General features: G+C 67.0%; 19 protein-coding genes. 1 reads left to right on the forward strand and 18 read right to left on the reverse strand.

Features of this window, described 5'->3' with window-relative positions:
- Positions 1-8 precede the first annotated feature (8 nt).
- From LGR44_RS00225 to LGR44_RS00310, 18 genes are all read right to left on the reverse strand, one after another.
- A complete protein-coding gene (locus tag LGR44_RS00225; protein WP_226735970.1) occupies positions 9-941 on the reverse strand; it encodes a metal ABC transporter permease in 933 nt (310 codons plus the stop codon).
- A complete protein-coding gene (locus LGR44_RS00230; protein WP_226735972.1) occupies positions 941-2146 on the reverse strand; it encodes a metal ABC transporter permease in 1206 nt (401 codons plus the stop codon). Before LGR44_RS00230 ends, LGR44_RS00225 begins: the two co-directional genes overlap by 1 nt.
- A gap of 19 nt (positions 2147-2165) precedes the next feature.
- Positions 2166-2981 (reverse strand): metal ABC transporter ATP-binding protein, encoded by an 816-nt coding sequence (locus tag LGR44_RS00235; RefSeq protein WP_319004788.1) that lies wholly within the window; start codon positions 2979-2981, stop codon positions 2166-2168.
- Positions 2982-2992: 11 nt separating this feature from the next.
- Entirely contained in the window at positions 2993-3973 is a 981-nt protein-coding gene (locus LGR44_RS00240; protein WP_226735974.1) for a metal ABC transporter solute-binding protein, Zn/Mn family, read from the reverse strand.
- 241 nt (positions 3974-4214) lie between these two features.
- Positions 4215-5030 carry a cytochrome c oxidase assembly protein gene (locus LGR44_RS00245; protein ID WP_226735976.1) on the reverse strand — a complete coding sequence of 272 codons (816 nt, stop codon included), beginning with the start codon at positions 5028-5030 and terminating at the stop codon, positions 4215-4217.
- Positions 5031-5139: 109 nt separating this feature from the next.
- Entirely contained in the window at positions 5140-6255 is a 1116-nt protein-coding gene (locus tag LGR44_RS00250; RefSeq protein WP_226735978.1) for a DUF1513 domain-containing protein, read from the reverse strand.
- A complete protein-coding gene (locus tag LGR44_RS00255) occupies positions 6245-7291 on the reverse strand; it encodes an imelysin family protein (protein WP_226735980.1) in 1047 nt (348 codons plus the stop codon). Before LGR44_RS00255 ends, LGR44_RS00250 begins: the two co-directional genes overlap by 11 nt.
- Positions 7292-7300: 9 nt before the next feature.
- Positions 7301-8491, reverse strand: coding sequence for a di-heme oxidoredictase family protein (locus LGR44_RS00260; protein WP_226735982.1), 1191 nt, complete (start codon positions 8489-8491; stop codon positions 7301-7303).
- Positions 8491-9951: a multicopper oxidase family protein gene (locus LGR44_RS00265; protein ID WP_226735984.1), complete on the reverse strand. Its 1461-nt coding sequence runs from the start codon at positions 9949-9951 to the stop codon at positions 8491-8493. The genes LGR44_RS00260 and LGR44_RS00265 overlap by 1 nt, the downstream gene beginning before the upstream one ends.
- Before the next feature lie 7 nt (positions 9952-9958).
- Complete coding sequence (locus LGR44_RS00270; RefSeq protein WP_226735986.1) at positions 9959-11236, reverse strand: imelysin family protein; 1278 nt, start codon at positions 11234-11236, stop codon at positions 9959-9961.
- A gap of 356 nt (positions 11237-11592) precedes the next feature.
- Complete coding sequence (locus LGR44_RS00275; protein ID WP_226735988.1) at positions 11593-13146, reverse strand: acetolactate synthase large subunit; 1554 nt, start codon at positions 13144-13146, stop codon at positions 11593-11595.
- Positions 13147-13175: 29 nt separating this feature from the next.
- Positions 13176-14258 carry an ABC transporter ATP-binding protein gene (locus LGR44_RS00280; protein ID WP_226735990.1) on the reverse strand — a complete coding sequence of 361 codons (1083 nt, stop codon included), beginning with the start codon at positions 14256-14258 and terminating at the stop codon, positions 13176-13178.
- The gene (locus LGR44_RS00285) at positions 14255-15235 is read right to left on the reverse strand and encodes an ABC transporter ATP-binding protein (RefSeq protein WP_226735992.1); all 981 of its coding nucleotides are present in this window, start codon (positions 15233-15235) and stop codon (positions 14255-14257) included. The genes LGR44_RS00280 and LGR44_RS00285 overlap by 4 nt, the downstream gene beginning before the upstream one ends.
- Positions 15236-15245: 10 nt before the next feature.
- Complete coding sequence (locus LGR44_RS00290) at positions 15246-16679, reverse strand: amidohydrolase family protein (RefSeq protein WP_226735995.1); 1434 nt, start codon at positions 16677-16679, stop codon at positions 15246-15248.
- A gap of 23 nt (positions 16680-16702) precedes the next feature.
- Positions 16703-18295, reverse strand: coding sequence for an ABC transporter substrate-binding protein (locus LGR44_RS00295; RefSeq protein ID WP_226735997.1), 1593 nt, complete (start codon positions 18293-18295; stop codon positions 16703-16705).
- Positions 18296-18317: 22 nt separating this feature from the next.
- Positions 18318-19217, reverse strand: a complete 900-nt coding sequence (locus LGR44_RS00300; RefSeq protein ID WP_226735999.1) for an ABC transporter permease — start codon at positions 19215-19217, stop codon at positions 18318-18320.
- The gene (locus tag LGR44_RS00305) at positions 19214-20155 is read right to left on the reverse strand and encodes an ABC transporter permease (RefSeq protein WP_226736001.1); all 942 of its coding nucleotides are present in this window, start codon (positions 20153-20155) and stop codon (positions 19214-19216) included. Before LGR44_RS00305 ends, LGR44_RS00300 begins: the two co-directional genes overlap by 4 nt.
- Positions 20156-20166: 11 nt before the next feature.
- On the reverse strand, positions 20167-21813 hold the full coding sequence (locus tag LGR44_RS00310) for an amidohydrolase (protein WP_226736004.1): 1647 nt from the start codon (positions 21811-21813) through the stop codon (positions 20167-20169).
- Between the two features lie 510 nt (positions 21814-22323).
- On the opposite strand from LGR44_RS00310, the gene LGR44_RS00315 reads away from it, so the two are divergent.
- Positions 22324-23712, forward strand: a complete 1389-nt coding sequence (locus LGR44_RS00315) for an FAD-binding oxidoreductase (RefSeq protein WP_226736006.1) — start codon at positions 22324-22326, stop codon at positions 23710-23712.
- Positions 23713-23715: the final 3 nt, after the last annotated feature.

The raw sequence follows: 23715 nt of genomic DNA on the forward strand, positions 1-23715 counted from the left end.
CTTCCACCTCACCCCTCCGCTTCACGCGGCGCGCCGATGCGCGAGCGGTGCGGCGCGAAAAGGCAGGCCAGTCCCAGGATCACGCCCGATACGGTCGCGATCATCCCGGCCGCGCTGACCGCATCGTTGCCGCCGAGCCAGAGCGGCCCGTAGCCCGCCAGCACATAGCCCAGAACCGCCGACAGGGTCGCGAAGACCAGGCTCCAGGCCACCTGCACCTCCAGGCGGTTGGTCATGAGCCGCGCGGCGGCCGGCGGACAGATGAACATGGCGATCACGATGATCGATCCGACTGCGTCGAACGCCGCCACCGCCGCGACGGCGGCCGTCATCACCAACGCAAGGCTCAGAAGCCCGGTCCGGATGCCGAGGGTGGCGGCAAATCCCTCGTCGAAGGTCGAGAGCTTCAAAGGGCGCCAGAACAAGGCGGTCAGCACGGCGATGAGCAAGGTCACCGCCGCCATGCGTCCGAGTTCCGGCGGCAGATCGGCGAGCGCCTCCCGGTCGAGGAGCGAGCCCCAGCCCTCCGCCGACAGCCAGATCAGGCTTTCGAGGTTGCCGTAGAGCGCGTGCTCCACGTCGAGATGCACGGAACTGGTATCGCTCTGCTCCAGCAGCAGGACACCCGCCGCGAACAGGGACGTGAAGGTCACGCCCATGGCCGCTCCCGGCTCGACCCGGCCGAGCCGCCTGATCGCCTCGATCAGCACCACCGCCACGACGGCCGCGCCTGCGGCCCCGATCATCATCGGCCAGGTGGCGATCGTGCCGGTGATCAGGAAGGCGACGACGATCCCCGGCAGGGCGACATGGCTGATCGCATCGCCGATGAGAGCCTGCCGGCGCAGGATCATGAAATTGCCCGGTAAGGCGCAGGCGATGGCGGCGAGAACGCCGATCGCCAGGGGCGTCAGGCTCAACTGGACAAACTCGGCGCCCATCAGGCTGCCCCTCCCACGACCGAAGGGCTGCCGATGCGGCGGTCGATCTCCGCGATCTCGTCCCTCGTCAGCACCGTCTCGATGGGCGTCAGGCCGTCGTACCGGCCGGACACCGCGTCGTCCTGGTAGATCTGCCGTGCGATGTCCCACCGCCGCTCGTCGCGGAGCACCTTCGCGCTCTGCGCCCTGCCGGCCTCGGTCGGAACGCCGTCCCGGCGGATCAGTCCGGAGCGGCGCAGCACGGCGAGGGTCAGCGGATCGAAGATCGGCTCCCCATGGGCAAGGGAGAGCAGGCCCTGGCGGCGATGCACCAGCACCTGAAAGCGCCGGCGGCGGAGGAGAGCGGCCAGCACGCCCCGGACGGGCGCGACCAGGAGGGATGCGAGGAACAGCGCGAAGCAGACGAGCACGATGATCGGCCCCGTCGGCAGATGCGGCGCGGACGCGGAGAAGGCTGCGCCGACATAGCCGGAGGCGCCGCCGACAAGACCCGCAATGCCCACCAGCCGGTCGGTCCGGTCGGTCCAGAACCGCGCCGTCACCGACGGGATGATGAGCATGGCGACGACGAGGACGAGGCCGACGACCTTGAGCCCGACGACCGTGACGGCCATGACGAGAAGCATCATCGCGAGGTCGATGGTGCGGACGGAAACGCCCGAGGCGGCAGCGAATTCCGCATCGAAGGCCACCAGCGTCATCGGCCGCCGCAGCAGGACGATCGTGGCGATGGCGCCGGCGCCGCCGATGGCGATGATGACGGCGTCCTGAAACAGCATGCCGGCCGTCGAGCCGAGCAGGAAGCCCTCAAGACCCGCCTGTTTGCCGCGGGACATGGTCTGGATGACCGTCAGAAGCACGATGCCGAAGCCGAAGAAGACGGACAGGACCGCGCCGATGGCCGCGTCCTCGGCCAGACGGGTCCGGCGCGTGATCCACTCGACGATCAGGAGGCCGAGGCTCGCCGACAGCGCGGAGCCCAGCAGCAGACCGAGGAGATTGCGCCCGTCGCCGCCGAGGGCGACCATGACCATGAAGGCGAGCCCCACGCCCGGAAGCGTGGCATGGGCGACCGCATCGCTCACGAGCGCGCGCTTGCGCAGGAACAGAAAGGCGCCGCCGCTTCCGGCCGCAATGCCGAGGAGCGCGGCCCCGACCGCGACCAGAGCGGCGTTGTAGCCCGATTGCAGCAGCAGAGCGCTCACGAAAGGACTGAGCATCGGTTCAGGCCGTGGGCAGCTTGAGCTGGTCGATATGCGTCGTCGCCAGGCGTCCGCCATAGGTGGCCTGAAGGGTTTCGGCCGTGAAGGTGGTGGCCACCGGCCCCTCGGCGATCTTGCGCACGTTGATGAGGAGCACATGGTCGAAATAATCCACCACGGTTGCGAGATCGTGGTGGACGCAGACCACCGTGCGCCTTTCCGCCTTCAGCGATTTGAGCACGTCGATGATGGCTTTCTCCGTGGCCGCATCGACTCCGGCGAACGGCTCGTCGAGCAGATAGAGATCGGCATTCTGAGCGAGAGCCCGGGCCAGGAACACGCGCTGCTGCTGGCCGCCCGAGAGCTGGCCGATCTGGCGGGCCGCGAAATCGGCCATGCCGACCCGCTCCAGGCAGGCGAGCGCCTTCTCGCGATGATGCCTCCGCACCACGCGGAGGAGTCCGAGTTCCCGGTACAGCCCCATGAGGACGACATCGATCACCCGCGCCGGGAAATCCCAGTCGACGCTCGCCCGCTGGGGCACATAGGCGATGCGGCTCCGGGCTTCCGCCAGGGGTCGGCCGAAGACCGTCACCGTTCCCGAGAGCGGCGGCACGATGCCGAGGGCGGCCTTGAGGAGCGTCGACTTGCCCGCTCCGTTAGGGCCGATGATCGCGGCCATGCTCCCGGACGGTACGGCCGCATCGACGGAAAAGACCGCGGGCCTTTCGCCATAGGACACCGTCATGCCCTGGACGACGAGCGGATGATCGGCAGCAAGGGCCGCGTGCATGGCTCGTCCTTCCTCGGCGGCGATCCGAACAGGGGCGGCTGTCATGGCATGGCCTCTCAGCTTCCGACCGACAGACGGCCGCGCATCCCGCGTTCGGGCGCCTCGCCGCCAAGGGCCCGCGCGATGGTCGTCGCGTTATGGTCGATCATGCCGAGATAGGTGCCCTCGTAGGTGCCGTTCTCGCCCATGGCGTCGGAGAACAGCTCGCCGCCGACGATAACCTTGTGGCCCCGCGCCGCGGCGCCCTCCACGAGGGCGCGGATGTTGCGGTCGGAGACGGAGGACTCCACGAAGACGGCGCGGACCTTGCGGGAGACGAGCATGTCCACGAGTTCGGAGATCCGGCTCAGTCCCGCCTCGCTCTCGGTGGAGATGCCCTGGATGCCGAGCACCTCGAAACCGTAGGCCGCGCCGAAATAGTTGAAGGCGTCGTGGGCGGTGAGAAGCACGCGGCTCTCGGCAGGAACGGAGGCGAGCACCTTCTTCGCATAGGCGGCGAGTTCCGCCAGGTCCTTCAGATGAGCCTCGGCATTGGCCTCGAACGTGGCCTTCGCCTCGGGCCTGGCCGCAATGAGCGCATCGCGAACGGCGATGACCACGTGCGACCACAGGTCCGGATTCATCCAGACATGGGGATCGAACTTGTTGGCGTAATCGTCGTGAGCCTGAAGCTTCTCCTTCGGCAGCGCCTCGGCCACCGCGACCACGGCGCGCTTGCGGCCGAGGTCGCGCATGAAATCCTCCATCTGCGCTTCGAGGTAGAGACCATGCCACAGCACGAGGTCGGCATTGATCATGGCGACGATGTCGGTGCGCGTCTGCCGGTAGGAATGGGGATCGACGCCCGGCCCCATGAGGGCCTTAACCTCGACCAGATCGCCCCCGACCTGCCGGGCGGCATCGGCGATCATCCCCGTCGTGGCGACGACCTTGATCGGCCCGGCCTGCGCCCGGGCCGGAGGCACGGCGCCCGAGAAGGCCGCCAGCGCGGCGAGCGCGGCGGCGAGACCCAGGAAACGTCGCTTCGACAGGGGCATCGGGTTCGTCCTCTCCTCTTCCGGCATCTCCGGCCGGTCGGGCGCGAGGCCGCAGGCGCGGCTTCCGTCACTCTGCAATGCTAGTGCAAATGATTTGCAGTCGTCAATGCAATTGCAAATGATTTGCATCTAGCTTCTCTCGAAGGCCGCTGCCTGGGGATCGAACCCGGGCTGAGACCCGGATTTTCAGATGGCAATCGGCCCCGCGTCCGCGCCGTCTTCAGCCGGCGCCGGGCGGAATTTAAGATCCGCGAACCACAGGGTCCGGCCCCGCCGAGCCGAGGCGCTGCAGCCCGACGGCGATGGCGGCCAGCCCGAAGAGGGTGAAAAGCAACCCACCGGGCACCCACATGATCACGCCGCCGAGCTGCTGGTCGTCCAGGGGCGAGAGACCCCAGGGCCAGGTCGTGCCGGCATGCGGCTCGAAGAGCGGGCGCGGCGCCAGGGTCAGGAGAGCGCCCAGGAGGCTCATCTGAATGGTGGTTGCGAAGCTGACCAGGATGGTGGAGCCGACGCGTTCCATGCGGCTGAACAGGGTGTGCCAGAGCCCCAGCGCCGCCGCGAAGGTGGTCAGGTGCATGATCCAGTAGACGATGTCGCTCCGGAGCGTGGCGTCGTAGGGGCCGGGCAGATGCCAGGTCCAGAGCGTGACGGCGAAGCCGATTGTGGCGATGGCAGGCAGGTGCCTTTCCGCTGCATGGCCAAGCCGTCCGAGCGTCCATCCGGGAGCGAGGGCGCGAAGCGCTGCGCCCGGCTGCCCAAGCACGACGAGAGGCGCCGCCAGGAGGATCAGGATCATGTGCTGCGCGACCCTGGCCGAGAAGAGCGCCACGCTCAGGTTGCACAGGGGCGAGACGAGGGCCGCCGCGAGAATGGCCCAGCCCAGATAGAAGCTCGCCTGCCGGCGCCCGTCCACCGTCGTGCTTCTCCGGCATCCGAGGGCATAGAGGCCTGCGGTGGCCGCCAGGATGCCGATCAGGATCGGATCCGTGTTCCAGGCCACGGAACCCGGCACCGGAGGAGAGCCGCAATAGGCAATGGTCGTGAGCTCGTCCAAACTGGCCTCCCTTCTGTCATGGCCAGAGCCCTTCACGGTGGCAGGCAAAAGGCTCCGGTAACCCGCCAACGTGCGGCCGGAGCTTGGCGTTCCCTCGATGCGGCCGAGACTAGACCGAGGGAACGACGCGCCGGGCGTGATTGTCCCAGATCCACCGGGCGAGATCGCCGCCGACGCGCTCGACGGACTGCCGGTCCAATCCCGTCAGACCGACGCCCGCATTGCCCGAGGTGACGAGGAAGGCCGTGTTCTGCGGTGCGGGTGCCACTCCGCAGACGTCCGACATGCGCGTGCGTCCCAGATAGCGGCGCGAGGCCCTGTCCCAGATCGCCACGACGTTGCCACGCGGGCTCGTCGCGGCAATCAGCTCCCCCGATCGGTCCAGGGACACGGAGCCGACATAGTTCGCCATCGAGGCGAGATCGTCCTCCGGCATGTCGAGAAGGATCGTCTCGCCGCGGGCGGTGAGAATCCCGACCAGGGGGACGATGTCGAGCGGATCGCCCTTGAACTGACACCCGAACACGGTCTCGCCATCCGGCGCGCAGGCCAGATGCCGGATGCTGAGGTTGCGAAGATCCCGCCCGAGCTCGACCACGCTCTCGACCTCGCCGGTTCCGGCGCGCAGAAGCGCCAGGCTCGGTTCGAGGGCGCCTTCGTTGAGGGCCTTGCGGCCGCTGTCCGGGTGCGTGCGCACGCCGCCATTGGCGATCACGAGGCGCTCGCCGCCGGGCAGGAAGGCGAGATCGTGCGGACCGGGGCCGTTCGTGGCCATCTCGCCGATGCGGGCGTAACCGGCATCGGCGTCGTAGATTCCGACGATCCCCTCACCTGTCACAATGCGGTTTTCCGTGGCGAAGAGCAGCCGGCCGTCGGGCGAGAACGTGCCGTGGCCGTAGAAGTGCCGGTCGGGCGCTGCAGGCACCACCTTTCGGACGTGTCCGCTGCCGGGATCGAGCACGGCGAGCCAGTTGCCGGGTCGGCGCGCGAAGACGACGAGTTCGCGTCCGCCAGGGCGCAGCGTGATGTCGTGCCCCCGCGAGGGCAGAGTCGTCGCGAAGCGCAGGCTTCCGTCGAGCGAGAACGCCGCGACGTGGTGAACGCCCGCCGCGTCCGCGCAGGCCGACACGTAGACGGGCTCTCCCGCCAGCGCGGCGCGCGGGGCGAGCCCCGCGCCGATTGCGGCTCCGAGGGCGGCGAGAAAGCTTCTGCGGTCAATCGCCATCGAGTGAATTGAACCCCGTCGTGATGTCCAGGATCGGCGGCAGAGCGGCCGCCGTCACCGCTCGGGCCGAGGCCACGGCGTCGCGAAGGAGGACGACGCGGGATCGCCGGGCCGGATCGGCCGCGGCCTCGCCGAGATCCTCCGGGGTGCCTTCGGCGATCAGGGACGCGCCTCCGATGGTGTCGACGACGGTGCGTCCCTCCCCGTCCGCCTGCGGGCCGAGCAGCGCCGCCGCCAGCGCACGCGCGGCTTCGAGGTTGAGGCGGATCGTCCGCGCCGCGCGTCCGCTGCGCCACATTTCGGCGAGGCTCGGACGGGCCGCATCGATGCCGCGCCCGAGCGGGCCGCCGAGCTTGAGCTCCTCGACGACCTGCAGCCCGGTCATCAGCTCCGTCGCGAAGCGCGTCACCGCCTCGCGCGCCTGCGCCTCGCCTGCATTCTCCAGCGCCGGCAAGGTGTCGCGCCGCCACTCGTCGGCAACATCGCGCGAGGTCGAGGCCAGGGCGTTCGCAATCGCCTGCCCGATCCGGCAAAGCCGCTCGGCGGGCGGTGCGCCGGAACGGAGAGCGGAACGGGTCTCGTCCTCGAACAGAAGCCGCTCCAGGGCCGAGAGCCCCTGTCCGGCGACGCTCGTTTCCCGGAAGCGCTCCGGCGCGAAGACCTCCGCATCCGGGCGGGCGACGAGGCCCGACAGCGCCCGCGAGACGGCGTTGCGGCGCTCCGGCCAATGGGCCATGCGCTCGAAGCGGAACTCCGCCCCGATGGGGCCGTAGCGCAGGAATTCGATGCGGGCCCACGCATCCGCGGCGGCACCGAAGGCCGCGTCGAGAGCCGCCGGATCGCGCGGCGGCGATGTCTTACAGAATTCGGCCCATGCCCGGACCTGGGCCGACGTGGCGGCGGCCAGCGCCTCGTAGCGCGGCAGCACGAAGTCGCGCGCAGCCCGCAGCGCCGTCTCCCGGTGGTCGGCCGCGCTCGCAGGGATGCCGAATGCGAAGACGAGAACGAAGACGATGCCGGCGAGAAGACGTGGCACAGCAAGCTCCTAGAGAGAGGACAGGAAGGCGAAAAGCCGTTCCCGCTCGTCATGGTCGAGAGCGAGGTAGCGCGCGCGTGCATGGCCGCCCTCCCCGCCATGGGCGCGGATCGCCCCGTCGAGCGTCGTAGCGCGCCCGTCATGCAGGAGCCCGGCGCCGGATGCAAGGATCCGCGAGAGGCCCCAGAGCGGCGCCGTGCGCCATTCGCGGGCCTCCACGCCCGGCTCCGTCGCGCCGCCGTCGAGCTCCTCGCCCATGTCGTGCAGCAGAAGATCGGTATAGGCCTCCACCGTTCCCCGCGGCGAGGACAAGGCGGGCACGTGACAGGCGGCGCAGCCGATGCGCGCGAAAGTGCTTTCGCTCCGTGCATGGTCGGCCGGTGCGGCGCGCGCGGACGGCGGAACGGCGGCCAGGTAGTCGCGGATCATGGCGACCAGCTCGCCCGTGATTTCGGGTTCGTTCCAGCTTCCGCCATGAGGCGCGGCACGGCACTCCGGCTGACGCTCTCCGCAATCGCCCCAGGGCGCGGGCCGTCCCGGCGTCGAGAGGCCGAGATCGGTCGAGAAGGCCGCTTCGACCATGCCGGCAAGGCTCGCCGCGGATGCCTTCCAGCCGAAGCGCCCGACCCGCTGCGTGCCATCGGGCGCCCGGACAAGGCCGACGCGGCCCGAGATGCCGTCGCCGTTCTCGTCGGCCGGATCGGCCAGGGCGGTCAGGACCGCATCGGGGACGTCCTCCAGGCGCCCGAGCCCACGCAAGGCCGGCGCGAGACGCGCGCCGTAGCGGGTGCCGGATGCGGGCGCCCCATGGGCCAGCGCAAGGGGAATGGGTCCTGTCTCGTCAAAGGCCAGACGGCCTTCGGGCGCGACGCCCGGCACCCCGGCAGTCTGGAGCTGACTGCCATAGACCGGATCAGGCCTGCCCGCCCCGTCCGAGAAACGCAGGACGAGATTGTCGCTCACGATCTTGCCCGAGGCGTCGGTCGCAACGGGCATGCGCTCCAGGCCCGCATGGCAGGAGATGCAGGCCCGGGCGTTGAACAGGGGGCCGAGCCCGTCATTCGCCCGCGTCGAGGACGGCGCGGGCACCCAGGCCCGTTCGAACAGCGCCTTTCCGATGGTGCGGCTCATCCGCCCCTCGGCGACCGCACTCCCCGCGAGCGCGATGCCTGCCAGGGCGAGGCCGAGGGCGGCGCGCATCACACAGCCCTCACATAGCCCATCATGCCGAACTCCAGATGCTCCAGGATATGGCAGTGGAACATCCAGTCGCCGCGCTTGGCCACGAAGGCGATCTCGATCCGCTCCTTCGGGTGCAGCAGCACCGTGTCTGCGAGAAAGCGCGGCACGTCGGAACGCGAGGCGGAGAGAACCTCGAACATATGGCCGTGAAGATGGATCGGGTGCGGATGGGGCGTCGCGTTCATCAGCTCGAACACGTAGGACCGGCCCGCCTCCAGCATGGCGAGCGGTGGAGGCATCCGGCGGTGATCGGCATTGGGCCAGGAGGTCTTGTTGATGGCCCAGAACGTCGATTCCTGCACGCAGAGCGAGTCGAGCAGCACCTTGGCGAGAGGATCGTCCTGCGCCACCGCCTGCACGAAACCGGCCGCGCCCGTCGCGGCGCTGAACGCAAAGCTCATGCGCTCGGCATTCTTCAGATCGGCGCGCGGCACGCTCGATGCGTAGAGCGGCTTGGGCGAGAAGGGACGCGGCTGCAGGCCGGACGGGGCCGCCCGCACCGTCGCCAACGGCCAGGGCTCGGCGGAGAAGTAGTCGAGCACCCGGAAGGTCGTGCCCGCGGCGGGCGCGCGCACGAGCACGTCGAGCCGCATCGCCGCGCCAAGGCGCCAGCTGTGCAGCGGGAAAGGCGTGATCGGATTGCCGTCCGTGGCGATCACGTAAGCCTCGGCTCCCTCGACGCCGACCTCGATCATGCGGGTGGCGTCGAGATTGAGGATGCGAAGGCGAATGTCCCCATGGGCGGGAACCTCCGCCGAGAACGCCTGCTCTCCGTTGACCGCGCGCACGGTGCCGAAGGTGCCCGCGCGGCTTGCGCCTTCCAGGGTGTCGAAGGACAGCCACGATCCGTCCTCCGCCAAGCGCCAGTCCTTGTTGGCGAGCACGAGATCGGCATGGGACGGCTCCTGCTCGTCGCCCTCGACGATCAGGATGCCGGCAAGCCCGCGGCCGACCTGCCCGGTTTCGTTGCAATGCGGGTGGAAGAAGAAGGTGCCCGTATCGGGGGGCGTGAACTCGTAGGCGAAGGTCTCGCCCGGATTCACCGGCGGCTGGGTCAGATACTGCACCCCGTCCTGGCTGTTGGGCACGCGGATGCCGTGCCAGTGCATGGAGGTGTGCTCGGGCAGCCGATTGTCGAGCCGCGCGCACAGCGTGTCGCCGAGGCGCATCCGCACGACGCCGAACAGATCGTCCGTATAGGTCCAGACGCGCGACGCGGGCCCGGAAGGCCCCAGGAGCCGCGCCTCGCGCTCGGCCGCCACGAAAGTGAGATCGTGCCGACGCCCCGCAGGGACGGAAGGCCGCGCGGGCAGACCTTCGCCCGCCCGCGCAGGCGAGGTCCGCATTCCGATCCCCGCGAGAGCGCCGGCTCCCGCAAGTCCTGCCATGCCGCCCAGAACGGTGCGGCGCGTCAGCATGGAAGCCTCACTGCACCGCGGAGGGATTGTCGAGACTGTCGGAGCCTTCGATTTCGATCTTGAGACCGAGCGCGCTCACCAATCCCTCGATGGCCCGAGCCTGCGCGACGAGCGCATTGACGCCCTCCTCGACCACGCGGTTGCCCTCGGCATTGCCCTCGGCGATCATCTGATCGTAAGCCTCGACGCCCTTGTCGGCACGCTGCTTGATGGCGCCGAGCTTGTCCGTCGCGCTCTTCATGGCGGCCTCGACCTTGCCGGCGGCATCGCCGGCCTTGCTCTTGGCATATTCGGCCAGGCTCGCACCCTCGAAGACGCTGCCGTCTGGGCGAACGTAGCGGCCGTTGTAGATCGCGGTCATGCCGACCTGATCGTAATAGTGCGAGTTGTGGGTGTTGTCCGAGAAGCAGTCATGCTCCTCCTCGGGATCGTGCAGGATGAGACCGAGCTTCATGCGCTCGCCGGCCAGTTCGCCATAGGAGAGGCTGCCGAGTCCGGTGAGGATCGTGGAAAGCCCCTCTTCCGGGCTCTTCGCCGTCAGGTCCTTGCGGGCGGCGCCGTCGGCGCTCCAGGCCTCGACCATCTCGGACAGATCGTCCACGAGAAGCTCCGTCGCAGCGCGCAGATAGTCGCGGCGGCGCTCGCAATTGCCGTGGGTGCAGTTGTCGAGCGAGTAGTCGCTCGCAGGCCGCGCGCCCGCCCCGGCCTTTGTTCCGTTCAGATCCTGCCCCCAGAGCAGGAACTCGATGGCGTGGTAGCCGGTGGCGACATTGGCCTCGACGCCGCCCGCCTCCTGCAGCTTCTCGCTCAAGAGCTCCTTGGTGATCTTGCCGGCATCGACCTGGTCGCGCCCGATGCGGATCTGCTTGTTGGCGATCACGTTGGCGCGGTAGAGCGGGTTCTCGTCCGACGCCTCGCCATAGGACGACGTGTCCACGTAATCGATCAGCCCCTCGTCCAGAGGCCAGGCATTCACCTTGCCCTCCCACTCGTCCACGAGCGGATTGCCGAAGCGGAAACCTTCCGTCTGCTGATAGGGCACGCGCGCGGCAAGCCACGCCTCGCGGGCCGCCTTCAGGTTCGCCTCGTTCGGCGTCGCCAGGAAGGCATCCACCGCCTTGCTCAGATTGCGGGCGGCCTTCAGCGCATCTTCGTACATGGCCTGTGCGATGTCCGCATAGGTCGAGACCACTTCCCGAGGTTCCGGAGCGGCGCTGTAGGCGGGCGAGAATGCGAGCGCACCGAGGAGCGCCGTGGCGGCGAGCAGGGAACGAGCGGACTTCACGCGAGGAACCTCCTTCTTCGGAGCGGCGGAACCGCGTCCAGTTTAGAACACTTAAAATGTGCTATGTTTTTCAGCCACTTAACTACACGAGCCCGCGCCATGGGGCAACCCGGCCACCTTCGACAGGCAGCCCAAGGTAGGCGATGCAGGGGGTCTCAACGGTGTCCATGGCCCAGGCGGAAGCCGGTACGAGCCTTCTCGTCGGCCCGCTGCCTGTCAGGTTTTCGGAGGCAGTCGGCAGCGTCGTGAACGCAAGGGCCTGCATGGCCCTTGCAGGCTCGATCCCGGTGCCTGCTGGATGCGCAGTCTTCAAGATCCGCGCCGATAGGGACCTTCGTTGCAGCGATGCACGGACGTCAGATGACGGCCTCGATCAGGAACGGACCACGTCGCGACATCGCGGCTTTCAGCAGATCCACGAACCCTCTGACGGTCGTCGCTCGGGCGGCCTCCACTCCCATTCCGTTCGCCATGCTCACCCAGTCCAAGGCAGGCTCATCGATATTGAGCATGCGCTGAGCGTTGCGGCCGAAATCGGTTGCGCCCACCGCCCGCATCTCTCCCTGGAGAATGGCGTATTTCCGGTTGGCGAAGACGATGGTGACGACATCCAGATTCTCGCGCGCCTGGGTCCACAGCGCCTGCACCGTGTACATGCCGCTGCCATCGGCCTGCAGGCCGATCACCTTGCGGTCGGGACAGGCGACCGCCGCCCCCACCGCGAGAGGAATGCCGATACCGATGGCGCCTCCGGTCAGCGACAGGAAATCGTGCGGAGCCGAGCGATGGGACAGCCCGAAGAAGCGGCGGGCCGATGTGAGCGACTCGTTGCAGATGATCGCCCCCTCCGGCAGCATCTGCGCCACGGCGATCGAGATGGCGTCCTCCGTCAGATCCCCATCGGGCAGCGCCTCCCACTCCGTGCAGGGCTGCGAGACCGTGACGGGCGCATCCGGCTTGACGCCGAGCTCGAAGGCCAGCCATGACAGCACCTCCTTCAGGTCGTTCGCCCGCGTCGCCAGCTCGACCACCTCGCAATGGTCCGGAATCAGGCGTCCCGGCTTGCCGGGATAGGCGAAGAAGGCAACCGGAACCTGTGAGCCGATCAGGACGACGCACTCGATGTCCTTCAGCGCTTCGAGCGCCATGTCGACCGGATAGGGCACCGTGCCGATCGGGACGCGGCCGGCTCCCCGCTCGATGCGCCCGTTGGACATCTGCGCGATCAGGCGCACGCCCGCAGCATCGGCGATGCGGGCCGCCGTCTCCAGAGCCTCTGCCCTCAGCGCCTTTCCGCTCAGGAGAAGCGCCGTGCGGCGCCCGGACCGGATCGCCTCCACCGCTTTCCGCATGGTGCCTGCATCGACGGAAGCGGGGAGAGGCAATGCCGTCCGCGCCACGGGCGTATCCGGGATTTCGCCCCAGGCCGCGTCCGCCGGCAGGATGAGCGTCGCCACCCCTGGCAGCGACATCGCCGCCTCATAGGCGGCTGCGGTATCGCGGCCCACATCCTCCGCCTTCTCGATGCGGTGCACCCATTGCGACATGGGGCGGGCCAGACTCTCGATATCGCTGGTCAGCGGCGCGTCGTGCCGGATGTGGTAGGTCGCGTGTTCGCCGACCACGTTGATCATCGGCGTCGAGGCGCGCCGGGCATTGTGGAGATTGGCGAGCCCATTGGCGAGACCCGGACCGAGGTGGAGAAGCGTGGCCGCAGGCTTGTCGGCCATGCGCGCATATCCGTCCGCGGCGGCCGTCACGACACCCTCGAACAGGCCGAGCACGCAGCGCATGCGCGGCTTGCGGTCGAGGGCCGCCACGAAATGCATCTCGGATGTGCCGGGATTGGCGAAGCACACATCGATATCGTTTGCGAGGAGTTCCTCGCAAAGGCGGTCGGCACCATTCATGATTTGAGCGTTCCTTGAAGGTCTTTTCGTTATGCGCTGACTGTTGCAAGCGCCGCCTTGTGGCGGGCATAGAGCGCCAGCCGCTCCTGCAGGCGCGGGTGGATGCCCTCTCCATTCCGGAAGCGGTCGAAGGCGGGGACGCTCTCGGCGAAATGGCAGGCCGCCCGATGGCCGGCGCCGATCTCCCGAAGAGCCGGAACCTCGGAGCGGCAGCGCTCCTGTGCCAGCGGGCACCGGGTATGGAACCGACATCCGGATGGCGGACTGAGCGGGCTCGGGAGGTCGCCGCCCAGGCTCTTCATCGCCGTGCGGCGGGACGGATCAGGCTCAGGCGCAGCCGCCAGCAGGGCCTGCGTATACGGGTGGCGCGGGTTGTCGTAGAGGCTCTTCTTGTCGGCGATCTCGACGATCTGCCCGAGATACATCACGGCAACACGGTCGGACACATGCTTCACGACCGCGAGGCCGTGAGAGATGAAGAGATAGGTGAGGCCGAACTCCTTCTGGAGATCCTTGAGGAGATTCACGATCTGAGCCTGGATCGACACGTCGAGGGCCGAAACCGGCTCGTCGCAGACCACGAGACGGGGCGACACGGACAGCGCCCGGGCGATGCCGATGCGCTGACGCTGGCCGCCCGAGAATTCGTGCGGATAACGGTCCGCATGGTAGGGCGCCAGATCGACGAGGCGCAGGAGCTCGCGCACGCGATCCCGGCGAGAGGCCCTGTCACCTACATTGTGAACGACCATCGGCTCGGCGATGATCTCCTCGACCGTCATGCGCGGGTTGAGGCTCGAATACGGATCCTGGAAGATGATCTGCATGTCGCGGCGCAGGCGCCGCATGTCCTGCCGGGTGGCCTTGGTGATGTCCTGCCCGTCGTAACGGATCGTTCCGGACGTGGACTCGATCAGGCGCATCGCAAGTCGCGCGGTCGTCGACTTTCCGCACCCGCTTTCGCCCACGACGGCGAGCGTCTCGCCGGGCATCAGCTGGAAGCTCACCCCATCGACCGCACGGACGGTGCCGACCTCCTTCTGGACGATGAGGCCCTTCTTGACCGGGTAGAGCTTGCGGACGTCCTCCAGCTCGAGAAGCGGCTTCGTCATACGTGTTCCTCCAGCGGGGCCTTCCAGCAGGCGACGGCATGAGCGTCGGTCAGGGCCGCGAGGGCGGGCTGCTCGACGCGGCATTCGCTGCCGACGAAGGGGCAGCGCGGATTGAAGCGGCAGCCTGGCGGCAGCCTGAAGGGCGGCGGTACGACGCCGGAGATGGCAACGAGGCGATCCACGTCCTCCTCCATCCGCGGCATCGAGCCCATGAGGCCGATCGTGTAGGGGTGCTGCGGATCCTGGAACACCCGGCTGACCGGCGCCCTCTCCACGACCTTCCCCGCGTACATGACGGCCACTTCGTCGGCGACCTGCGCGACGACGCCGAGATCGTGGGTGATCAGGATGATCGCCATGCCGGTTTCGGCCTGAAGCTCCCGCAGCAACTCCAGAATCTGCGCCTGGATCGTGACGTCGAGGGCTGTCGTCGGCTCGTCCGCAATGAGGAGATCCGGCTTGCAGGCAAGGGCCATCGCGATCATCACGCGCTGGCGCATGCCGCCCGAAAGCTGGTGCGGATACTCGTCGAACCGGCGCTCGGGCGACGGGATGCGCACCTTGCGAAGGGCCTCGATCGCCTCCTCCTTCAGGCGAGCGGCCGTTTCCTTGCGGTGAGCCCGCAGCGCCTCGACGATCTGGAACCCAACGGTATGAACCGGGTTGAGGCTCGTCATCGGCTCCTGGAAGATCATCGAGATGCGGTTTCCGCGCAGGTCTCGCATCTTCGACGGCGGCAGCTTCGTCAGATCCGTTCCGCGGAACATCACCTGCCCTTCGGCAATGCGCCCGGGCGGCGGGACGAGGCCCATGACGGAGAGAGACAGCATGCTCTTGCCGCTGCCGCTCTCGCCGACGATGCCGAGCGTCGTGCCCCTTTTGACGGACAGCGAGATGCCGTCCACGGCGCGGATCGCCCCGTTTCGGGTATTGAAGGCTGTGACAAGACCGCGGATGTCGAGGATGGTTTCGGACATGCCGTCTCCGTTACGCGAGCGGGAAGGTCAGAGGCGAATAGGCGCTGACCGGGCGGTTGGCATAATCGCGGGACGGAGCAAGCTCCTCCGTCCGCCTTTGGGCCTCGCTCAGGCGCAGGGCGGCCTCTTCGTAATCGAAGGTCAGGACCCGGCCTCCCTCGACGACCTTCCGGCCATCGACGAACACCGTATCGACCGCGCGTTCGGCCGCCGCGTAGATGAGGCTCCGGACAGGATCGCGGACCGGCTGCATCATGGGATGCGTGACGTCGACCAGCACCAGATCGGCCTTGCAGCCCGGCGCAAGGCGGCCGATGTCGTCGCGCAGCAGGGCTCGTGCGCCGCCCACGGTCGCAGCTTCGAACAGATCGGTGGTCGTGAGGGTCCGGGGGCTTTCCGCCATTAATCTCGCCACATAGGCCACGTGGCGCATCTCTTCGAGCATGTTGTGCGGATACGTGTCGGTCCCGAGCCCGATATTGACCCCCGCCCGGCGATAGCGCCCGAAATCCTTCAAGGCGATCCCGCGCCTCATGAAGACCGTCGGGCAATGGGCCACCGAGGTTCCGGACTCGGCCAGAATGGTGAGGTCCTTCCGGCTGTGCCAGCCGGTGCGCGAATAGTCGTCGAGAAAGATGCCATGGCCGACGATGCTGGTATCGCCCAGCACGCCGAGGCTTTCGAGCCACTGGATCGGGCTCAGTCCATGGCGACGGGTGATCTCATGGAACTCGACCGTGGACTGCGCCGCATGGATCTGCCACGGCAGCCCCCGCCGCTTTGCTTCGGCGTGACTGTCGCGGATCAGGTCGGGCGTGCAGGTATCGATCTGGGACGGGCTGACCATTCCGGAAAGACGGCCGCTCGGATGGGCCTGCGCCTTCTCGATCAGGTCGAGGGCCTGTTCCATCGCCTTCTCGCCGGCTTTCTCGTCCCACTCGTACTCCACGACGTGGCCGTTGCGGGTGCCCCAGCTGGCGGAGCGGAACATGGGCGACATGCAGACGCGCAAGCCGCTCTGGGCTGCAAGGTCGAACCAGTCCGGATGGGCGCCGGACATGTCGGTCAGGGTCGTCACGCCGGACAGGAGAAGCTCCGAATAGGCGACCCGCACACAGTTCGCGACCGCTTCCGGCTCCGGGCGCAGGATCGTCATGTACTCGTAGAGCGACGAGTTGTAGAGCGCGGGCGAGCCGAGCTCGTCCAGGAACCCCTTGTTCAGAGGCTCGCTTGCGGGATGGGAGTGGATGTTGACGAGGCCGGGCATGACCATGCGCCCGGCCCCGTCGATGGTTTCGTCGGCGGGGCCTTGATAACCCCGCCCGACGAAGACGATCTCACCGTTCTCGAATGCGACGTCGCCCCCTTGGATGTAGGTATGCCTGTTATGCTCGGCGTCCCATCCAACCACGAAGGACGCATTCTTGATTACGGTGACGGTCATGGATGTCGCTCCGACTCTCGCGTTCAGCGCTTCAGCTTGATGTCGAGGCCCTTGTAGAGCCCTGCTCCATACACGCCGTGCGGCCGAGCCCCTTCGACGCGCTCACCGGTGACCAGCCACATCGGCTCGGACACCAGCGGCACCCAGACGCTCGCTTCGGTGAGCTGCTGCTGAACGGCGGCATTGGCGCCCTTGCGCGTCGCATCGTCCGTCGCGGTCGTGGCGGTGGCGAGAAGCTGATCGGTCTTCTCGTTCTTCCAGTTCATCCGGTTCGGCGTCGGCGTCTGCGTGCTGCGGAAATAGAGGTTGAGAGCCTCGTTCGCCGTCACGTAGGGATACGACATGTAGAAGGCGTCGAATTCCTGCGTCGCGAGCTTGCCCCAGCCGACCGTGGCATCCCAGAGCTGGATCTTCATGTCGATGCCGATCTTCCGCAGATCCGCCTGCATGGCCTCGGAGATGCGGGGATTCACGGCGTTGCGCAGTCCGTAGACCGTGAACGTCGCCTTCTGGCCGTCCTTCTCGCGAACGCCATCGGATCCGACCTTCCAGCCTGCCTCGTCGAGGAGCTTCGCGGCTGCGGCAGGATCGAATTTCGGCATCATGGAGGCGGACTTCGGGTCGAAGTCCAGAACGGTCGGGTTCAGGAGCGACTGCATCGGCGCGCCCTTGCCGAAATACACGGCCTTGGCGATGGCATCCTTGTTGGTCGCCATGTTGACGGCCCGGCGGATCGCCTCGTCCTTCACCACGGGCTTGTCCACCTTGAAGCCCATGAAGGCGTCGTAGATGTAGTTCTTCTGCTGCTGCACCTTCATGCCGGGGATGCGGGAGATCGTGTCGATGGCGATGTAGGGCATGTAGTAGGTGGCATCCGCCTGCTTGGCCTGCATGGCGGCCATCAGCGTGTTCTGCTCGGGGATGACGCGCCACACGATCTGCTCGACCTGCGGCTTCGGATCCTTGTAGATCTCCGGTCCCCATGTGTAGTGGGGATTCTTCTTCATCACGAAGTCCTGGCGCGGCGTCCAGCTGACCCAGCAATAGGGACCGGTGGCGTTGAAGCCCTGCACGCCGAAATTCTCGCCGAGCTGCTCCACGCTCGCCTTGTCGACGACGGATGCGAAGGAAAGGCCGAGCTGGAACAGCAGGTCGGCGTAGGGTTCCTTCAGCTCATAGACGACGGTGTAGTCGTCGGTGGCCTTGATGTCCTTGACGGGACCGCCGCGGAAGGAGACCGGCGACTTGGAAGCGGGATCGGTCCAGCGCTTGAGGGAGTAGACGACGTCCTCCGCCTTCATCGGGCGGCCGTCGCAGAACTTCACATCCTCGCGGAGCTTGAAGGTATAGGTCTTTCCGTCCTCGGAGACCTCCCAGGACTTCGCCAGGAGCGGCTTGATCGTCTGCATGTCGAAATCGATGCTGACCAGCGTATCGGCGAGCATGTAGACGATTTCCGCCGCGGCCGTCGCGGTGGAGCGGATCGGATCGTATTTGTCGGCGTCGATGACGCGCAGGACCGTGAGCGTGTTGGCCTGCTGGGCCACGGCCGGCAGGGAGCCGATCGTGAGAGCGGCCGCACCGGCGATGAGCATGGATTTCAAGGCTTTAGACATTCTCTGGTTCTCCTCTGGCAGTTTATTTGTTGAGCTTCGGGTCGAGTGCGTCCCGAAGCGCGTCACCAAGAACATTGAACGCAAGCACGATGATGAAGATGAGCAGGCTCGGCAGAACCGAGACATGCGGCGCGAAGAACAGGAAGTTCCGCCCATCCGCCGCCATGGCGCCGAGTTCTGCGGTCGGCGGCTGCGCACCCAGGCCGATGAACGACAGCGCGGCTCCGAGAAGGATCACCTGGCCGAAGCGCAGCGTGACGAACACGAAGATCGCCGAGAGACAGTTCGGCAGGAGGTGCTTCAGGATGAGACGCCTGTCGCTCATGCCGAGAGCGCGAGCACCCTCGATGTAGTCCTGCTGCATGACGACGATTGCGGCGCCGCGAACCACGCGGGCCATCAGCGGCACCGTCGCGATGGACAATGCGATGATGACGGCCGTGAGGCCGGGCCCGAAGATCGCCGCGATGGCGAGCCCGAAGAGAATGGCCGGAAAGGACAGCAGCACGTCCATCAGGCGCATCAGGAGGCCCGACAGGCGCGAATAATAGGCTGCGGCGAAGCCGATGACGGCCCCGATGCCGCAGCCGATGAACACCGCCGCGAACCCGATCATGAGCGTCGTCCGCAGGCCATAGAGAAGCCGGGTGATCATGTCGCGGCCCTGGCCGTCGGTTCCGAGCAGGGCAAGCTCGCCCGGCGGCTGCAGAGTGAGCGCGAGGTCGCCGCCATAGGGATCGCCCGGCGCCAGCCACGGCGCGAAAAGCGCCGCGAGCAGGATGGTCACCACCGTCATCAGAGCCACGCATGCACTCGGCTCGCGCAGCAGGAGAAGGAGGACCGACGGACGACGGACGATCCGGTCGGCCTCGGGCTGCTGCACGCCAACGGGACTTTGTGGGATCACGACGCTGTCGCTCATGCGCCCCTCACTCTCGGATCAAGCACTGCGTAAAGGACGTCCACGGCCAGGTTCACGAGAATGAAGCCGAGCGAAAGGACGATGATGGTCCCCTGCGCCATCGGCAGGTCGCTGGACAGGATCGCTCCCACCGCGAGCCGGCCGATTCCCGGCCAGCTGAACACGGTTTCCGTCACCACCGCGCCGCCGAGCAGGAACCCGATCTGGAGGCCGATGAGGGTCACCACCGGCACGAGGGCGTTGCGCAGGGCATGACGGGTCACCACGGTGCGCTCCGGAAGGCCCTTGGCCCGGGCGGTGCGGACGTGATCCGCCCCCAGCACATCGAGAACGGAGGAGCGCGTCATGCGGGCCACCGGCCCCACGAAGACGCCGCCGAGGGTGATCGCCGGCATGATCACCGCCTTGAACCCTTCCCAGGTCCAGATCGGTCCGGGCCGCCCGGTGAAGGGCAGGATCTGATACTGGAATCCGAGGAACCAGATCAGGATCAGGCCCAGGAAGAAGACCGGGATCGACACGCCCGCCACGGAGGCCGCCATGATGATCCGGTCGAGGAACGTGCCCCGGTAGTAGGCCCCGACCGTTCCCATGACGATGCCGAGCGGAATGGCCCAGATCAGGGAGGCGAGCATCAGCTCGAGCGTCGGGCCGATGGTCGCGCCGAGCTCCTGCGTGACGGGAACGTTGTTGATGATCGACACGCCGAGATCACCCTGGAGCAGACGTCCCATATAGATGAAGAACTGTTTCCAGAGCGGCTCGTTGAGGCCGAGTTCCTGACGGATCGCTTCGATCACCTCCATGCTTGCGGTCGGACCCGCCCGGACGATGGCCGGGTCCGTCGGCACCACCTGCATGAGGAAGAAGCCGAGCAGAAGAACCCCGAAGAGAACGGGCACCGCGAGGAGCAATCGCTCGAGCGTATGGCGCAGCATGTAAGATCGTCCTATTCTGCGGCGGTGGCGAGTTGACCCTCACGGTCGTAGACCACCTTGCCGGCAAGGATGGTCATGTCGCACCGGACATCCTTCTCGACCGTCGCCGGATCGACCGCGAAGATGTCATGCGACAGGATGGCGATGTCGGCGAGCTGCCCCGGGATCAGCCGTCCCACATCCTCCTCCGCGAATTGCGTGTAGGCGCCGCAATAGGTATAGGCGTGGACGGCCTCCTCCATCGTCAGCTTTTCGGCGCCGCCGATTTCCGTGTGGCGCTTCGTCTGGCGCGTCACCATGGTGAAGAGGTTCTGGAACGGATTGGTGGCGCAGACCGGCGCATCCGAGCTCGCGGCCGGATGAAGGCCGGCGTCGAGCCACTTCTTCATGGGATAGGCGGCGCTCGCGCGCTCCTCGCCCAGATTGTGCACGTAGAGATCGCCGAACTCGTACATGAAGAGAGGCTGAGGCACGGGATCGATTCCCGCCGCCGCCATGCGGGCCAGCTGTCCGTCCGTGAGGAAGCCGCAATGCTCGATCCGGTGACGGCGCCCGGCGACGGGCTGCTCCGGCGTTCCCGCCTTCTCGATGCCGGTGAGGACCTGCTCGATCGCCGCGTCGCCGATGGCATGGATCGCGAGCTGGTATCCGAGCTTGTGGTAATGGGCGAGATAGCCGTGCATCTCGGCATCGGTGTAGCAGAAGATGCCCCGGTTCTCCGGATCCCCGACGACGTACGGCTCGCTCATGGCGGCGGTCAGACCGCCGGCGCTGCCGTCGCCGAAAACCTTCATAGCGCCGTAGCGCAGAAGGCCGATCTCACGGCCGAAGCGATAGCCGGCGGCGTGAGCCTCGTCGCCGATTCCGTCCGCATTGCCGTAGATGCAGACCCATGTGCGCACGGGCAGCCGCCCGTCGCGGGCCGCCTCCTCGTAAGCCGCAAGCTCGTCCATTCCGGCCAGCATGCCCACGGCGGCATCCATGACGCTCGTGAAGCCCTGCGAGAGCATGTAGTCCCCTGCCCGCTCCGCGGCAGCGATCAGTTCTTCCCTGGAAGGCTTCGGCATCGCGTTCACGACGAGACGCAGGGCAAGCTCGGCCAGGAGCCCGGTGAGCTTGTTGTCGCGGCGCTCGATCAGTCCGCCATCGGGGCTCGGCGTGTTGTGGCCGATCCCGGCCTCGCGCATCGCCAGCGTGTTGACGACGCCCACATGCCCGCAGGTGCGCTTGATGTAGACCGGGTTGTTCGGCGCGACACGGTCAAGCTCTTCGGCGGTCGGATGGCGGCCCTCGGCCAGTTCGTTGTGGTCGTATCCGCGGCCGGTGATCCATGCGCCCGGAGGCTTCGACTTCGCCGCCTCGCCGACCCGGCGCAGAAGCTCGTCCATGCTCGTCACGCCTTCCTCCGGACGGAGGTTCACCTCCAGCATGCCGAGCCCGAGCGGGATGAGATGCATGTGCGCATCGTTGAGACCGGGAATGGCCACACGTCCGTCAAGGTCGATCATCCGGGTCGAGGGGCCGCGCAGGGCTTCCACATCTGCCGCGCTGCCCGCGGCAAGGACCCGATCGCCCCCGATGGCGAGCGCTTCGACGAATCCCTCCCTGAGGCCAGAGAAGATTTTGCCCCCAGAGATGATCGCATCAGCCTTCTGCATTTTCCCTCTCCCGTGTCGCAGATCCCCAGTGGTGGAGCATCTCTGCGGTAATCGTGTTCCGTTGCCGATGAAGCGATGGGTGGGCGCCTGCCGCGTGTGAGTGCCGCGAGCGGCGCGCCGAACCCGAAATTCAAGCCGTCTGTGTGCGAAGTCTCAGCGGGGCAGAGCCATGGTGCGTTGCGTGAGCGGCCGGGAATGGCACGCTTGTTTCAAGGTCAGGGACTCGCCCGATCATGAAGCCCATTGAAATCTTCCCGCCTTATTCGGATTATTGTGTTCCCTAACGTAAGACTTGCTCAAGATTCTGAGCAAGGCAATCAACCCAAGGTGGCAAGACCGGGTATAGGTGGCGATTTTTTGCTCAACGGCGATATAGAAATTTCGCCAAATGCTTGCGGAGGAGGCATCCGGACGCTGGCAGTGCGTCGTATTGCCGATGTATAGAATTTTAAGCACGCCTAGCCTGACTCTCAGGCGCACCCTCACAACGCATCCCAGGAGCAGACATCCATGACCGCGGTTCTCGACGCGCTGCGCGAAGCGCTGGGGGCGGAATGCGTCAGAACCGGAGCCGACATTCCCCGGAAGAATTTCGGCGACGCGAGCGGCGCGACAATGCGCGCACCTCTCGCCCTGGTTCTCCCGCGCTCGACGGAGGACGTGTCGCGCTGCCTGGAGATCTGCCATGCCCATGGCCAAAGAGTCGTGACCCAAGGCGGCATGACCGGATTGGCCGGCGGCGCCAATCCACAGGAGAACGAGATCGCGCTCTCGCTCGAGCGGTTGGTCGGAGTGGAGGAGATCGACCGCGACAGCGCCACGCTGACCGCACTCGCCGGCACACCCCTCGCCGTCATCCAGTCCGCCGCCGAGGAAGCGGGGTTTCTGTGCGGAATCGATCTCGGCGCACGCGGCACGTGCACCATCGGCGGCAACGTGGCGACCAATGCCGGCGGCAACCAGGTTCTGCGCTATGGAATGACACGCCGGAACGTGCTGGGCCTCGAAACCGTGCTGCCTGACGGACGCGTGCTTCGCTCGCTCAACAAGATGATGAAGAACAATGCCGGCTACGATTGGACGCAGCTGTTCATCGGCAGCGAAGGCACGTTCGGCGTCGTCACCCGCGTCGTGCTTGCGCTGCACCCGCGCCCGCAAGGGCTCGCATCGGCCCTCTGCGCGGTCGGCAGCTTCGCGGATGCGCTCGCGGTGCTGCGCCGGCTCGACAGCCGCTTCCCGGGCCGCCTCCTGGTGTTCGAGGCCATGTGGCGCGAGTACATGGATATCGCCATCGACCGCTCCGGCCTCACGCAGCCCTTCGCCGACCGGCACGAGATCACGCTGCTGATCGAGGCCGCCATGGGCGCGGATCCGGGAGCCGAGGACGCGTTCGCCGAGGCTCTCTCGGAGTTCATCGAAGAAGGCATCGTCACCGATGCCGCTATCGCGCAGTCGGGGAACGACCGCAGGCGGTTCTGGGCCTATCGCGAGGCCAACTACGAGTTCGACCGCGTTCTCCCGAAAGGCTCCCATTTCGACGTCAGCATCCCCCTCTCCAGGATGGCGGAGGCTGTGGATCTTCTGCGCCTGCGCAGTCGCGCACGCTGGCCCCACTCCGTGCTCATCGTGTTCGGCCATGTGGCGGACAGCAACATTCATCTCTCCCTCTGCGACGAGAGCTATGATGAGATCGTGGGCCAGGAGATGAACGCGGTCGTCTACGGCGTCGTGTCCGAAGTCGGCGGCACGATCTCGGCCGAGCATGGGATCGGCGTTCTCAAACGCCCATATCTCTCCATGAGCCGCACCGCACCCGAACTCGACCTGATGAGAACGCTCAAGGACGCGCTCGACCCCAAGGGAATTCTCAATCCGGGCCGCGTCCTCGCCCCGGCGTGAGCT

Origin of the sequence: Microvirga lenta (genome assembly GCF_020532555.1) — a bacterium.
Classification (GTDB): Bacteria; Pseudomonadota; Alphaproteobacteria; order Rhizobiales; family Beijerinckiaceae; genus Microvirga; species Microvirga lenta.

Bases quoted from the DNA above. Each gene is read 5' to 3' on its own strand.
- LGR44_RS00300 (WP_226735999.1), bottom strand. From the start codon at position 19,217: ATGAGCGACAGCGTCGTGATCCCACAAAGTCCCGTTGGCGTGCAGCAG.
- LGR44_RS00250 (WP_226735978.1), bottom strand. From the start codon at position 6,255: ATGGCGATTGACCGCAGAAGCTTTCTCGCCGCCCTCGGAGCCGCAATC.
- LGR44_RS00225 (WP_226735970.1), bottom strand. From the start codon at position 941: ATGGGCGCCGAGTTTGTCCAGTTGAGCCTGACGCCCCTGGCGATCGGC.
- LGR44_RS00280 (WP_226735990.1), bottom strand. From the start codon at position 14,258: ATGACGAAGCCGCTTCTCGAGCTGGAGGACGTCCGCAAGCTCTACCCG.
- LGR44_RS00295 (WP_226735997.1), bottom strand. From the start codon at position 18,295: ATGTCTAAAGCCTTGAAATCCATGCTCATCGCCGGTGCGGCCGCTCTC.
- LGR44_RS00305 (WP_226736001.1), bottom strand. From the start codon at position 20,155: ATGCTGCGCCATACGCTCGAGCGATTGCTCCTCGCGGTGCCCGTTCTC.
- LGR44_RS00310 (WP_226736004.1), bottom strand. From the start codon at position 21,813: ATGCAGAAGGCTGATGCGATCATCTCTGGGGGCAAAATCTTCTCTGGC.
- LGR44_RS00265 (WP_226735984.1), bottom strand. From the start codon at position 9,951: ATGCTGACGCGCCGCACCGTTCTGGGCGGCATGGCAGGACTTGCGGGA.
- LGR44_RS00315 (WP_226736006.1), top strand. From the start codon at position 22,324: ATGACCGCGGTTCTCGACGCGCTGCGCGAAGCGCTGGGGGCGGAATGC.
- LGR44_RS00290 (WP_226735995.1), bottom strand. From the start codon at position 16,679: ATGACCGTCACCGTAATCAAGAATGCGTCCTTCGTGGTTGGATGGGAC.
- LGR44_RS00260 (WP_226735982.1), bottom strand. From the start codon at position 8,491: ATGCGCGCCGCCCTCGGCCTCGCCCTGGCAGGCATCGCGCTCGCGGGG.
- LGR44_RS00285 (WP_226735992.1), bottom strand. From the start codon at position 15,235: ATGTCCGAAACCATCCTCGACATCCGCGGTCTTGTCACAGCCTTCAAT.
- LGR44_RS00275 (WP_226735988.1), bottom strand. From the start codon at position 13,146: ATGAATGGTGCCGACCGCCTTTGCGAGGAACTCCTCGCAAACGATATC.
- LGR44_RS00235 (WP_319004788.1), bottom strand. From the start codon at position 2,981: ATGACAGCCGCCCCTGTTCGGATCGCCGCCGAGGAAGGACGAGCCATG.
- LGR44_RS00240 (WP_226735974.1), bottom strand. From the start codon at position 3,973: ATGCCCCTGTCGAAGCGACGTTTCCTGGGTCTCGCCGCCGCGCTCGCC.